Annotated in this window: 13 protein-coding genes; 5 read left to right on the top strand and 8 right to left on the bottom strand. The window is 73.6% G+C overall.

Annotated elements, in window-relative coordinates:
- Positions 1-48 precede the first annotated feature (48 nt).
- On the bottom strand, positions 49-372 hold the full coding sequence (fdxA, locus tag ICC28_RS23930; RefSeq protein WP_188290737.1) for a ferredoxin: 324 nt from the start codon (positions 370-372) through the stop codon (positions 49-51).
- Positions 373-631: 259 nt separating this feature from the next.
- Here fdxA and ICC28_RS23925 point away from each other — a divergent pair, with 259 nt between their 5' ends.
- From ICC28_RS23925 to ICC28_RS23910, 4 genes are all read left to right on the top strand, one after another.
- On the top strand, positions 632-1,591 hold the full coding sequence (locus ICC28_RS23925) for an EamA family transporter (protein ID WP_188290736.1): 960 nt from the start codon (positions 632-634) through the stop codon (positions 1,589-1,591).
- 210 nt (positions 1,592-1,801) lie between these two features.
- Positions 1,802-1,957, top strand: a complete 156-nt coding sequence (locus ICC28_RS23920; protein WP_188290735.1) for a hypothetical protein — start codon at positions 1,802-1,804, stop codon at positions 1,955-1,957.
- On the top strand, positions 1,954-3,270 hold the full coding sequence (locus ICC28_RS23915; RefSeq protein ID WP_282701306.1) for a glutamate-5-semialdehyde dehydrogenase: 1,317 nt from the start codon (positions 1,954-1,956) through the stop codon (positions 3,268-3,270). Before ICC28_RS23920 ends, ICC28_RS23915 begins: the two co-directional genes overlap by 4 nt.
- Positions 3,271-3,285: 15 nt before the next feature.
- Positions 3,286-3,447 carry a hypothetical protein gene (locus ICC28_RS23910; protein ID WP_188290734.1) on the top strand — a complete coding sequence of 54 codons (162 nt, stop codon included), beginning with the start codon at positions 3,286-3,288 and terminating at the stop codon, positions 3,445-3,447.
- 73 nt (positions 3,448-3,520) lie between these two features.
- Here the strand turns inward: ICC28_RS23910 and proB are convergent, their stop codons facing one another.
- From proB to ICC28_RS40735, 3 genes are read right to left on the bottom strand one after another with little or no spacing between them, the layout of a single operon-like run.
- Positions 3,521-4,720, bottom strand: a complete 1,200-nt coding sequence (gene proB / locus ICC28_RS23905; protein WP_282701305.1) for a glutamate 5-kinase — start codon at positions 4,718-4,720, stop codon at positions 3,521-3,523.
- Positions 4,717-5,712 (bottom strand): alpha/beta fold hydrolase, encoded by a 996-nt coding sequence (locus tag ICC28_RS23900; protein ID WP_188290733.1) that lies wholly within the window; start codon positions 5,710-5,712, stop codon positions 4,717-4,719. The genes proB and ICC28_RS23900 overlap by 4 nt, the downstream gene beginning before the upstream one ends.
- On the bottom strand, positions 5,709-7,049 hold the full coding sequence (locus ICC28_RS40735) for a WhiB family transcriptional regulator (RefSeq protein ID WP_223189328.1): 1,341 nt from the start codon (positions 7,047-7,049) through the stop codon (positions 5,709-5,711). Before ICC28_RS40735 ends, ICC28_RS23900 begins: the two co-directional genes overlap by 4 nt.
- Before the next feature lie 423 nt (positions 7,050-7,472).
- On the opposite strand from ICC28_RS40735, the gene ICC28_RS23890 reads away from it, so the two are divergent.
- Positions 7,473-8,534, top strand: a complete 1,062-nt coding sequence (locus ICC28_RS23890; protein WP_188290732.1) for a type III polyketide synthase — start codon at positions 7,473-7,475, stop codon at positions 8,532-8,534.
- A gap of 95 nt (positions 8,535-8,629) precedes the next feature.
- Here the strand turns inward: ICC28_RS23890 and ICC28_RS23885 are convergent, their stop codons facing one another.
- The 4 genes from ICC28_RS23885 to ICC28_RS23870 all read right to left on the bottom strand — a co-directional run bounded on the left by ICC28_RS23885 (position 8,630) and on the right by ICC28_RS23870 (position 13,098).
- The gene (locus tag ICC28_RS23885) at positions 8,630-9,355 is read right to left on the bottom strand and encodes a TetR/AcrR family transcriptional regulator (RefSeq protein WP_188290731.1); all 726 of its coding nucleotides are present in this window, start codon (positions 9,353-9,355) and stop codon (positions 8,630-8,632) included.
- 168 nt (positions 9,356-9,523) lie between these two features.
- Positions 9,524-10,090, bottom strand: a complete 567-nt coding sequence (locus tag ICC28_RS23880) for a TetR/AcrR family transcriptional regulator (RefSeq protein ID WP_188290730.1) — start codon at positions 10,088-10,090, stop codon at positions 9,524-9,526.
- Positions 10,091-10,220: 130 nt separating this feature from the next.
- Entirely contained in the window at positions 10,221-11,846 is a 1,626-nt protein-coding gene (locus tag ICC28_RS23875; RefSeq protein ID WP_188290729.1) for an FAD-dependent oxidoreductase, read from the bottom strand.
- The gene (locus ICC28_RS23870) at positions 11,830-13,098 is read right to left on the bottom strand and encodes an MFS transporter (protein ID WP_188290728.1); all 1,269 of its coding nucleotides are present in this window, start codon (positions 13,096-13,098) and stop codon (positions 11,830-11,832) included. Before ICC28_RS23870 ends, ICC28_RS23875 begins: the two co-directional genes overlap by 17 nt.
- Between the last annotated feature and the right edge of the window lie 17 nt (positions 13,099-13,115).

Raw genomic sequence — 13,115 nt, 5'->3', positions numbered from 1 at the left:
CCGAGGTCAACGAGGGCCGTGCGAACGGCCGGGGAACTCACCCGAACGTCACGGCTTGGCCGTCACCGGCAGCCCCGCGACGACGGCGTGGTCCTTGTCGACGGGGCCGATCCGGCCCGCCCCGCCCGGCGAGCCGAGCTCGGCGAAGAACTCGGCGTCGGCGGTGCGGAAGTCCGACCACTCGCCGGGGAGGTCGTCCTCGAAGAAGATCGACTCGACCGGGCAGACGGGCTCGCAGGCTCCGCAGTCGACGCATTCGTCGGGGTTGATGTACATCTTCCGCGGGCCCTCGTAGATGCAGTCGACGGGGCATTCGTCGATGCAGGCCTTGTCCTTGAGGTCGACGCAGGGCTGGGCGATGACGTATGCCATACCAACTCTCCATGGTCCGGGTGTCGTTGCGGGCGAGATGGGTGCCGCGAGGGTAGGAGGCCGGGCAGGAATGCGCGTGGACGGTGAATGGAGTCCGTCTCGAACGCACGTCGGGGGCGGGCCCGTTGACCGGTTGCTCTGTTCGGACCGGGGGCGACCTCGGTTGCGGAGGTTAATTCAGCGCCCGTAGACTTCAACAAGAGATGAAATACCGAAGATCAGAGATCGGCTCCCGTGCCCGGCGCGGTGGAAGGACATCGTGAACACCGTGCTCTCGGTTCTCGCGCTCGGCACGGCCTCGGCCCTGGCCTATGCCGCGGCCGCCGTGGGGCAGCGGACGGCGGCTCTGCGGGCCGGCGGACCGCACGGCACCGGGCTGCGCCGCTCGGGCGCGTGGTGGATCTCGATCCTGTGCAACGCGCTGGGCGCCGTGCTCCACACCGCGGCCCTGCGCTACGGCTCGCTCGTCACCGTCCAGATGCTCGGCGTGCTCACCCTGGTCGCGGCCCCGCTCCTGTCCTCCGCCGTGCTGCGGCACCGCATGACCCCCGCGCAGTGGTCCGGAACGGCGCTCACCGTGGCCGGGGTGGTCGGTCTGCTCGCACTCGTCCCGTCCGCCGGCACCAGCCGCACCCTGGACCCGCGCGAACTGGCCGGCGTGGTCGGCCTGACCGCGGTGGCCATGGGCGTACCGGCGGTCGCCGCGGCCGTCACCCGGCGGCCGGGCCTCGGCGGCCTGTCGTACGCGGCCGCCGCCGGTGTCGCCTTCGCGGCGGCCTCCGCCCTGGCGCAGACCGCCGTCCTCCAGGTGACCGGCGACGGCTCCGGCACCCTCGCCACGACCGTCCTGGTGGCCGGCGGAGTGATCGGCCTCGCGCCGGCCGGACTGCTGCTGTGCCAACTCGCCTACCGCGACGGCCTGGAGGCACCCCTGGCCACGGTCACCCTGGTCAACCCCGTCTTCGCCGTCCTCATCGGCGTCGCCGTCCTGGGCGACCGCTACGCCACGGACCCGCTCACCGTGCTCGCGGCCCTCACCGCCGCTCTCGCCGCGGCCCGCGGCGTCTACGTCCTCGCCCGCGCCGAGGCGCACGCCGCCCCGGCGGGCGCCCGCCCCCAAGTCGCCGCTCCCGGCGGCCACTTCTGGGGCATACGGTCACGGCGCCCGACGGTCGTACGGCGGTCGGGCGAGGCGAGCGGATCCATGACCGGGAGGTGACCGCCGGGGCGCGTGAGGCTCCGCCGCCCGGCGGATTCACCGCGCCTCAAGCCCCGGCGGAGCGCCGGTCGGGCCCGGGCCGGGAAGGGTTGTCGCAGCTCGGACCACGTGCCAGCCTCCTGAGTGGGCGGGCTCACCCACCGCACGTGGGGACGCCGCCCCGCGCCACGGCGGCAGCCGCATCGCGCCCGGACATTCCAGGGGGTACCTATGAGCAGCACCGCGGGTCCCGGTCTCACCGTTCGCCCCGAGGAGGCCGAGGCGTTGGCCTGGGTGATGCTGGCCGAGCTGTCCGGCATCGTTCCCGGCGAGGACGAACTCCGCAGCGACACCCCGGCCGTGCCGCGGGGCGAGGGCGACCGGTGACTGCCGGCACCTCCCTGGCCGCTGCAACTCCCGTACCGCACCCGGAGGGTGACGTCCGTGCCGCCGCCCTGGCCGCCGGTGTCGCGGCCCGCCGGCTCGCCGCCACCACCGGCGCGGAACGCAACACCGCGCTGCTCGCCGTCGCCCGTCGGCTGACCGTGGACCCGGCGGACATCCTGGCCGCCAACGAACGGGACCTGGCCGCCGCCCGCGAGGCCGGACTCTCGTCGGCGGTCCTGGACCGGCTCACCCTCACCCGCGACCAACTCGCCTCCCTCGCCCGCACGGTGCGCTTCCTCGCCGCCGAACGGGACCCGGTCGGCGAGAGCGCGGACGGCTCCGTGATGCCCAACGGCCTCGAGGTGCGCCGGATCAGGGTCCCCCTCGGCGTGGTCGGCGTGATCTACGAGGGCCGCCCGAACGTCACCGTCGACGCCGCCGCCCTCTGCCTCAAGAGCGCCAACGCCGCCCTGCTGCGCGGCTCCTCGACCGCCCGGCACACCAACGCCGCCCTCGTCGCGGCCGTGCGCCAGTCGCTCGCGGACACCGGCGTCCCGGTCGACGCGGTCCAGCTGGTGCCCGGCACCACCCACGCCTCCGTACGCGCACTCATGGCGCTGCGCGGCCTGGTGGACGTCCTCGTCCCGCGCGGCGGCCGCGACCTGATCCAGGCCACCGTGCGCGAGTCCGCCGTCCCGGTGATCGAGACCGGCGTCGGCAACTGCCATGTCTACGTCGACCAACACGCCGACCTGGACAAGGCGCTGGCGATCCTGCTGAACGCCAAGACCCAGCGCCCGTCCGTCTGCAACGCGGCGGAGTCGCTCCTCGTCCACGAGGCCGTCGCCCCCGCCTTCCTGCCCCGCGCCCTGTCCGCGCTGGCCCGGCGCGGTGTGATCGTGCACGGCGACCCGCGGGTACGGGCCTTCCACGACACGGTCGTCCCGGCCACCGAGGCGGACTGGGGCCGCGAGTACCTCTCCCTGGAGATCTCCGCCCGCGTCGTGCGCTCGCTGGACGAGGCCGTCGGACACATCCGCCGCCACGGCAGCGGCCACACGGAGGCGATCGTCACCGACTCGCAGTCCGCCGCCCGTCACTTCGTCGCCGCACTGGACACCGCGGTCGTCGCCGTCAACGCCTCCACGCGCTTCGCCGACGGCGGGCAGATCGGTCTCGGGACCGAACTCGGTGTATCCACCCAGAAGTTGCACGCGCGCGGCCCCATGGGGCTGACCGCGCTGACCACCACCAAGTACGTCCTCGTGGGCGACGGTCACACGCGAGGCGGAGCTGCCGCCCCGCTGTCGTAGACGGGAGGTCCGTTCATGCAGATACGCATCATCAGGAAGAGGAAGCCGGGGGTCTGGCTCCTGTACCGGGACACCGAACGGCGCAGCCGCCGGCCCGTCGCCCAGGCCCCGCGGCTGGGCCTCGCCGGGGTGGACGACGACCCGGCCGAGTTCCACATCGTCCGCAGCATCGACTGACCGCTCCGCCCCGCCCGGGGCGTACGGCCGCCCGGCGCCCGCCCGGTACTCCGGCGGGCGCCGCGCCGTGCTGTCACTGGGGACCGTGGGCGTCCTGGGCCGCGAACTCGCGTGCGGGGAGGATGCGTACGCTGACGCCTCGGCGCAGTGGGGACGGCAGGCCGGTGCGGGCGGCGGCCGGGAGCAGGACCAGGTCGTCCTGGTGGACCACTTCGCGGCCCGAGCGGCCGCGCAGCAGGGACAGTTCCTGGAAGGCGAGCGAGGCGAGGCCGCGGCCGACCACGTGGCCGTCCTCGTCGAGCAGTTCCACCGGGTCGCCCGCCACGAACTGGCCCGCCACCCGGCTCACCCCCGTCGCCGGCAGCGCACCGCGCTCCTGGACGAGCGCGCGCACCGCGTCGCCGGTCAACTGCACGGTGCCGCGCGGGCTGCTGGCGTGCTCCAGCCACAGCAGATGGTCGGCGCTGCGGTCCCCGGTGCGGTGGAACAGCGTGCCCGTCTCCCGCCCGGCCAGTGCGTCGGCGGCGTGCCGGGCGGCCGTGAGGATCACCGGGACGCCGGCCGCGGTGGCGATCCGGGCCGCCTCCACCTTGGTCACCATGCCGCCGGTGCCGACGCCCGAACTGCCCGCGCCGCCGATCTCCACGCCCGCCAGGTCCTGCGGACCGCGCACGTCCGTCAACCGCCGTGTGCCGGGACGCCGGGGATCACCGTCGTACAGGCCGTCGATGTCGGACAGCAGCACCAGCAGGTCGGCGCGGACCAGGTGGGCGACGAGGGCGGCGAGCCGGTCGTTGTCGCCGAACCGGATCTCGGCCGTGGCCACGGTGTCGTTCTCGTTGACCACCGGCACCGCCCCCATCGACAGCACCTTGGCGAGCGCGCGGTAGGCGTTGCGGTACTGGGCGCGGCGGCCGATGTCGTCGGCGGTCAGCAGTACTTGGCCCACCCGCAGCCCGTAGCGGGCGAACGAGGCGGTGTACCGGGCCACCAGCAGGCCCTGGCCGACACAGGCGGCGGCCTGCTGCCCCGCGAGGTCGCTCGGCCGTTCGGCGAGCCCCAGCGGTGCGAGGCCGGCGGCGATCGCGCCCGAGGAGACCAGCACGATCTCGGTACCGGCGGACCGGGTGCGCGCGAGGACGTCCACCAGCGCGTCCACGCGGTCCGAGTCCAGGCCGCCGACCGCCGTCGTCAGCGACGACGAACCCACCTTCACCACGATCCGGCGCGCGGCCAGCACATCGGCGCGCAGACCGTCCCCGGGCCGCGTCACTGTGCCGCCGCCATCGGCAGGGCGAGGTCCGGCTCCGGGCTCCGGGTTCTCTCGCGCAGGTCGCGCAGGAGCGCCTGAACGGTCTCCACGACCAGGACGGGCCGCTCGTAGGGCAGGTCGTGGCCCTGGTGGGGCACGGTGTGCAAGGTCGCTCCCGGTATGTCGTCGGCCAGCCGCGCGGCCTGGGCGGGCGGTGTGTAGCAGTCCTGCGCGCCGACCAGGATGCGGGTGGGCACCCGGCCCAGCGCGCCCAGGCGGCCCGCGCAGTCGTGCAGGGTGAGGGCGGCGTAGAACTCGGCCACGGTCAACGGCGGGATGTCGCGCAGCGACCGGGCGTCGGCCCGCACCGTCTCGGTCCGCGGGCCCGGCCCGAACAGCGCGCGCCACAGCGGGGCGGCCGAGGGGTGGGACAGGGGGCCGGTGAGCAGCCGGTGCACGGCCTTGGCCCAACTCGGCGAGCGCAACAGCCCGTCGGCGACCCAGCGTTCGGCGTGGGTGCGGCGGTGTGCGGGCCGGTCGGGAGGCTCGGCCGGGACCGGACCCACCTCGTCCAGACACGTGGAGAACAGTCCGACGCCGGACACCCACGTCCCGAACAACTCCGGGCGTAGGGCCGCGAGTTGCTGCACGGCCATGCCGCCCATGGAGTGACCGACCAGCAGCACGGGCCCGTCCTCGGGCACGGTCGCCTGCCGCAGGACCACTTCGAGGTCCCGCCCCAGCACCTCCATGTCGAGCACCGCCCGCCCGCGGGTCGACCGCCCGTGCCCGCGCTGGTCGTAACTGACCGCGCGCAGCGCCGGGAACCCGGGCCGGGGCCGCGTCAGGGCGTCGATGTGCGGCCGCCAGCCCAGCGCGGACATGGTCCACCCGTGCGACAGCACGACGGTGGCCTCCGCATCCGGCGATCCGTGCGTGTATACGACGATCTCGGCGCCGTCCTCGGTCACCACGGTCCCGGCGAGCCGCCGCCCCTGCGCCACCGCGCTCATGCGCTCCCTCCACGCTTCACGAAGACGGCCACCCCGGCCCGCCGCACCACGACCGACACCCGCCCGGACCCACTGCCGACCGCCACCCGTCCGCGCCCGGCCCGCACGACGCTCCGTGCGTCGCCGGATCCCACCGACATACGAACCCGCTCCTGCGGGACACCGGTGGTGATCGAGACGCGGGGGCGGTCGGGGGGCGGAGGCGTGGGTGTGGGTGTGGGCTGAGGGGCGTTGCGGGTGGCGGGGGTGCCCTCCCGGCGTGACGCGGCGGCTCCTCGGGCGTGGGCGGTGCCGGCCGGTTCGCGGCCGCGCGTGGGGTCGGCCTGCCTGCGGCGCGGTTCCGGTGGGGTGGAGCCGGGGCGGCGGCCACCGGAGTCCGACAGCTGGCCGGGGTGGGCGGGGAACGGTTCCCGGCCCCGTTCGGCGGTGGCGGGCGGGCGTACCGGGGCGGGGGCGCCCGGTCCGCGGTCCCGTTTGTAGCCCACCGGCAGGCGAGCGCGTCGGGTGTCGGCGGCACCGAGGACGTCCCGGTCGGCGCTGCGCGGGCGCGGGCCGCTCGGTTCGCCGGCGGCCGGACCGATGCGGCGCTGCTCTCCGCGGGCGGGGACACCCCGCTCGGCCCCGTTGCGGTTCGTGGCGACCGGGCCCGCCGGGTGGTGCGCGGAGGGCCGGAGCCGAGCGCCGTCGCCCGGGGCCGCGGCCGGGGTCGGGTGGCGGTGGTCGGACAGAGGACGGGCGGGGGCCGCGCCGCCGGGTATGGCGGGGCGTTCCGCGCCGACCACCCCCTCGCGCGCCGCCGACTCCGTGGCCGCCGTCCGCCGTACGCGCTTCCGCGGCGCCCTCGGATTCGGCATGCCGCTCACCGGGCCGTGTGTGCACGAGGAGGCCAACTCGGCTAGCTGCCAGGCCTGTTGGACCTGCCCGAAGCTGACGCCGAGGGCGCCCGCGATCCGCCGCGGGGTCCAGCCGTGGCGGCGCAGGTACCACACGTAGGCCGGCCGCTCCCGTGGCGTCGCGGTGATCCGGTGGCCGCCGCCCGCGAGGTACGCGGCCAACTGGGCGCTGGTCGACTCCAAGGTGTCGGCGATGCGCAGCAGTTCACGCCGTTCGCGCGCGTTGAAGCCGCCCCAGATCCCGGCGCCCTCGTCGTTCAGCAGCGCCTCGCGCAGGCACTCGCGGGCCACCGGACAGGTCCCGCACAGCCGCTTGGCGACGGCCTCCTTGTCGACTCCGCCGGAGGTTCCGGGGAGCGGGAAGAAGGTCTCTGGATCGGTGTCGTGGCAGGCAGCGCGTTCGGTCCAGGGGTCGGAGTCCGCGTAGCGCGGTGGTGCATGCATGGCGGTCGGCCCTTTCTCGGTGTGCACCCGGTGGCCGTAGCTCTGGGCTGTCCTCCCGGAGTAAATTCCATACGCGTTGAATTTCGCTCTAGTTGTAGTCAACTGCCGCCTCGTACCGTCTTGTTCAGAGGCGGATCCCGGGAAGAGACCGGAACGGGGATGCCTCGATGGCAATGCTGCGCATTGCCATGAGTCCCGAGCGCGTCGCTGTTCGTGCGTGTGTTCTTCATTGGGGTGCCGCTCAGGCGCCCGTGCCAGAAAGCACCGTCAGACACCCGGGGGAGTGTTCGGCATGCGCGTTTTCCATGGCGAGAGCCCGTACAGCGACGGTCGCGGCGCGGCCCGAGTGCGCACACCGGACCGCATGTGACCAGTGCTCCCCTTCCCCGCGTCCTTCTCTCATCCGACAGCCTTGGAGACGTCGTGCCCGTCATCGCTGCTCCTGTGATCGCCTTACCTCGACACCAGGTCACCGTCGACGACATCATCGATCGCATCGCGGAGCTGTACCCGGACCACCCGAACCTCGAGCGGATCTCGAACATCGTTCGCGCCACCAGCGTGCGGACACGCTGGTACGTCCGCCCCCTGGCGGAGCAACTGCGGTGGAACCGCTCGCTCTCCGAGCAGAGCCGCGAGCACCTGCACGACTCACTGGAGCTGGCGGAACGGGCCGCGCAGGGGGCGCTCAGGGAAGCGGGGGTCAAGCCCGAAGAGGTCGATGCCATCGTGGTGACCAGCGCGACCGGGCACACCATGCCCGGCATCGACGTCCGGCTGGTACAGCGCCTGGGACTGCCGGCGTCGGTACGGCGCATACCGGTGACGCAGATGGGCTGCAACGGAGGGGTGTTCGGGATCTCCACGGCCATGGAGCTGGTGGCCGCCCGTCCGCAGGCCACGGTTCTCGTTGTGTGCGCCGACGTGTTCAGTCACTACCACCACCCCGCCGGCACCGGCCTGGATGCCATGATCTTCAGGGGGCTCTTCGGCGACGCGGCCGGTGCCTGCGTGGTGCGCGACCGGGTGGACGGCCCGCACATGGAACTCATCAGCTCCTGGGAAATGCTCCAGGCGGACAGCCACGACGTGGTCGGAACCCGTACGGCCGACGACGGGCTGCAGGGCTACAGCTCGCGACTCCTGCTGAAGGCGGTCGGCAACGTCCTGCCGCGGCTGAAGGACTGGCTGGACTCCAGCGCGCCGCCCGGGACGAGCAGCGCACCGGAGTTCATCGTGTCGCACACGGGAGGCCCCAAGATCCTGGATGCCCTTGCCGACGGCCTGGGCTGTGCACCCGAGATGTTCGGTCTGGCCCGCGACTCGTTGCGTGACGTGGGCAACGTCGGCTCGGTCTCCGTGCTGGAAGTCATGGAGCGCACCTTCGCCAAGCCCCCCGCCGAGGGAGCGCAGGGGCTCGTGCTCTCGGCGGGACCGGGAGTTTCCCTGATGGCGGTGAGGGCCGTCTGGCGCGACGGCGTCTGACGGGGCTCCGGGCGGCGCCGCTGCTGTCGGGATGACCGGGAGGGCCTCGGGACGGGCCTTCCACATCTCCTCGACGGGCGTGGCCGCTCAGCTGATCAGTCCTGCGCAGGTCGCTCCGGCTTGTGGGGGCCCAGCTCCGGTGACATGCGCAGCTCCAGGACGGGCAGCACCCAGGAGAGGAACTCCTCGTACTCCATGTCCGCCAGCGGCTTGACCTTGAGCACGTAGCGCAGGATGGCCAGTCCGATCATGTGCCCCGAGCCCAGCATGGAACGGATGTCGAAGTCCTCGCGTTCCTTGTAGCCGGTTGCGCTCAGCCAGGCACGGGAACTCGCCTCGATGCGCGACTTGAGCACTTGCGAGGTGTCGCTGTCGGCAAGGCCCGCGCGGTAGATGGCCGTCATGGCATACCGCGTCCGCTCGTTCTCCCAGAACGCGTAGTACGTGCGGACGGCCCAGGCGGTTTCCGAGGCGGCGTCGTCCGCGATCGGCATGCCGTCGAAGGCCGTGGAGACGCTGAAGGAGGAGTTGACCGCCGCGTCGAACACCCCTTCCTTGTTGGTGAAGAAGTGGTGGACCAGCGCCGGATCCACCTTCGCGTCCTCGGCGATGGCGCGGATCGTGGTGCGGGCGTAGCCGCGGTCGGCGAAGAGGTGGAGGGCCGCTTCGAGGATCTGCTCCCGGGTGCCGCTCTCCCCAGGGCGGCGTCCGCTGCGTGCGCGTTTCGGCCGGCTTCGCCGCGCACTCGAAGTACCGGACCCACTCGCGTTGTTCGGTACGTCGGGTGTGGAAGCGGAACCGTCTGTGCGCCTGGATTTCATGACATCACTGCACTTCGCGTGGGGAGTCTCGGAACAGGTAATTCACTGTATAGTGAAAATATCTTAGCAGGCGGGACACCGGGAATCCATGACCTGTCGGAACGCCGCATTCCCCTGTCGCGCCCGCCTGTACCCCTGGACGTCCCCCGCGGACGAGCGGTTGCACCCTCACCCCGACGCCAGCACCGTCCGCAGCGACGGCAGCACCAGCTCCGCCAGCGCCGCCACCGGCAGGTCGGCGATCGGCCGGAGCCGCAGTACGTAGCGGGTGTAGGCCACCCCCAGCAACTGCGCGGCCAGCACACCACCGCACGCCGCGGCGCGCTCGGCGCCGAGCGCGCCGCGCAGACTGTCGGTGAACTGCTCGTGCAGCATCTGCCGCAGATGCTCCGCAGCCCGCTCGTTGGTCGCCGCGCACCGCAGCAGCAACCGCATCGAGCCCTCGTCGGAGTCGTTCTCCCAGGGCGCCAGGAAGTGCGTGATCAACGCCTGCGGAAGCAGCTCCTCCGGCGTCCCGGTCAGATCCGGAAGCTCCAGGTCGACGTCGAGCGCCGCGTCGAAGAGCCGCTCCTTGCTGCCGAAGTACCGGATGACCAGGGACGGGTCGATCGAGGCCGTGGCGGCGATGGCCCTGATCGTCGACCGCTGGTAGCCGTCCGCGGCGAAGTGCATGCGCGCGGCCCGCAGTATCGCCTCGCGGGTCCGCTGCGAGCGTCTGGTGAGGAGCTGGGCCATAGGGTTGCCGGCCTTCCTGCGTCGGGTCCTTGAGGGCCCGCGCGCCGCCCTCGCACCGCGCGGGTTTCCGGTCGGGGGACGGAAACGGGGACGGGGACGGGATGCGGTGCGGGCCCACGGCGTCCTCTCGTCACATCTTCTCGGCCCTGGCCGGTTCCGCGTCGGCCGACGGGGTCGGTTCCGCGGGGCATGCGGCGGGCGCGCCGGCCTCGGCGGCGGAGCCGGCCTGCCGCTGTGGCGTGGGGCCCTCCGCACCGCACCAGTGGAGCAGCGCCCGGCGCACCCGCTCCACCTGTCCGGCCGGGTTCGACCGGCCGTCCACCCACGCAGCGTAGCCGTCGGGGCGCACCAACACAGCGCCCACGCCGTCAAGTTCGGCAACAGGTTCGGTCACCCGGACCGGGCAGACCCGCGAGCCCCAGGCCTCGGCGAGCGCCGCGCCCGCGCCGTCCTCGCCCAGGTCGAGCAGGAGGAAACGCCCGTCGCGCATGAGCTCGTACAGCCGCACCGGCTCCGCCGCGGGCCGGGACACCGTCAGGTCCGGCATCCGCTGCCCGGCGCGCAGCCGCGGACCGTCCGGCCGGCGCGGGCCGCCCGGCCCGGCGTACCCCGTGCGCAGCCCCGAGAGCGTCTCGGCGGCCAGCTTCCTGATCCGGCTGTTCCCCAGCAGCCGCGGCAGCGCCCGGCGGCGCACCCCGCTCACCAGCGGCGAGGGGTGCGTCCCCATCCTGGTGGCCCGGTCGGTGGCCCGCAGCACCCGCTCGGCCTGCGGCCGGCGCTCGCTCTCGTAGGTGTCGAGCAGCCCGGACGGCGCCCAGCCCTGCAGAGTGGCGGCCAGCTTCCAGCCGAGGTTGACGGAGTCCTGGACGCCGAGGTTCAGACCCTGGCCGCCCAGCGGCGAGTGCAGGTGCGCGGCGTCCCCGGCGAGCAGGACCCGGCCCGCCCGGTACCGCTCCGCGAGCCGCTGATGGATCTTGAACCGGGCCAGCCACTCCGGCTCGTACGGCTTCGGGTCGAAGCCCAGCACCCGGGTCACCAGGTCGGACAGTTCCTCCAGGGTCACCTGGTCCCGGGTCCACGGCCGGTCCCGGTGCACCACCGCGAGGCGGTACAGGCCGTTGCCGAACGGGATCGACACCATCAGCCCGCCGTTGCAGGACAGCATCAGCACGTCGTCCGGCGGCGGCGTGCGCAGCCGCACGTCCGCGAGGACGGGCGCGAGCTCGTACGTACGGCCCCGGAAGGCGATCCCGGCCAGGTCGCGGACGACGCTGTGCGCGCCGTCGCAGCCCACGACGTAGTCGGCGGTCTCCTCCCACTCGCCGGACTCGGTGCGCACATGGAGCGTGACGCCGGTGTCGTCCTGGGCCAGGCCGAAGACCTCCGCGCCGCGCTGGACGATCACCCCGAGCTCCACCGCGCGCTGCTGGAGCACCTCCTCGGTGCGGCTCTGCGGCACCACGTGCAGGGCGGGGAAACGCGTGTCGAGTTCGGTGAAGTCGACACGGGCGCCGGGCGCCGGGACCATACGGCCCACCGGGCGGCCGGCCGCGACCAGCGCGTCGGCGTGCCCGCGCAGGTCGAGCACCTCCAGTGTCCTGCTGTAGAGCGCCATGGCGCGGGACTGCGCGGAGGTGCTCAGACGGCGCTCCAGGACCGTGCAGGACACACCGGCGGCGGCCAGTTCACAGGCCAGCGCGAGCCCGGTGGGTCCGGCTCCGACGACGATCACGGACTGCTCAGGGGTGGGAGCCATGGGTTCCTCCTTGGAGGTCGGTCAGCGGCACGGCCGGCTCTGCGGGCGCGTCGGCGGCCGGCCGGCCCACGCGCGCCGTCCAGACACCGGCACAAAGGACGAGGGCGCCGAGCAACAGCCATCCCACCGCGCCGCGCTGGACGACGAGGAACGTGACGACCAGGGGCCCGTACGTGTTGCGGGCGGCGTTGCCGAGGCCGAAGAAGGCCAGGTAGACCTGGCGTCGGTCCTCGGGGGCGAGGTCGTAGGAGATCGCCCAGGCGCCCGCCTGCTGGTGCATCTCCGCGAACGCCTGGAAGGCCACCGCGCCCAGCAGCAGGGCGACCGCGGCGGCGGTCGGCAGCGCGCCGGTGGCCGACAGCGCGCAGCAGCACAGGGCCAGCAGCAGCCCGCTCAGCCGCAGCGCCCGGCCGCCGTCCGCGGCCGTCTCCACGCCGCGCGTGGCCCGTACCTGGAACAGCACGACCACCACCGTGTTCAGCACCAGCGTCCAGGCGATCACGGCGCGGGGCAGGTCGTCGTGGGCGAGCACCCACAGCGGGACGCCCACCGTCAGCACCGTCACATGCAGGCTCACCACGGAGTTGAGGACCGTCAACAGCGTGAACCGCCGGTCACGGAAGACGGCCAGGCGCCGCCGCCAGGGCAGCGGACGGCCGCCACCGCCGCGTCCCGCGCGCAGCCGCACCACGAGCACCGCGGCGAACACGAACGACAGCGCGTTGCCGTACACGACCGTGAGATACACCGCGTCGCTGTCCGACAGCAGCGCCCCGCCGGCCGCCAGGCCGCCCAGCGCGAGACCGAGGTTCTGCAGCGACCGCGCCTGCCCCATCGCCCGCACCCGCTGCGCGCCGGCCGGCACCACGTCGCCGAACAGCCCCTGCACCAGCGGTGAGGCGGCCCGGTCGGCGACCGCGAGCACGGAGACGACCAGCAGGAAGGGGACGAAGCCGGACGCGAACGGATACACCGCGAGCAGGGCGGCGCGGGTCAGATGGGCGGCGATCAGCATCCGCCGCGGCCCGATCCGGTCCGCCCAGATCCCGGTGGGCACCAGCATCGCGAAGGACACCGCGCCCGCGACGGCCAGACCGGCGCCCACCTCGCCGCTGCCGAGATCCAGGTAGCGGGTGAGGAAGACGACCGAGACGGCCATGTAGAGCCCGCTGCCGAGCGCGTCGACGAACACGGCGGTGAGCAGCGCCAGCGCCGTGCGCGGCAGCCGCTCCCGACTCGCGCGCTCGCTCATCTCGGCTCCGTCCTGGG

The sequence above is a fragment of the Streptomyces sp. TRM68416 genome, assembly GCF_014596915.1.
GTDB lineage: Bacteria > Actinomycetota > Actinomycetes > Streptomycetales > Streptomycetaceae > Streptomyces.
Note: the sequence above shows the minus strand (reverse complement) of the source record. Positions and strands in the feature narration are given on the sequence as shown.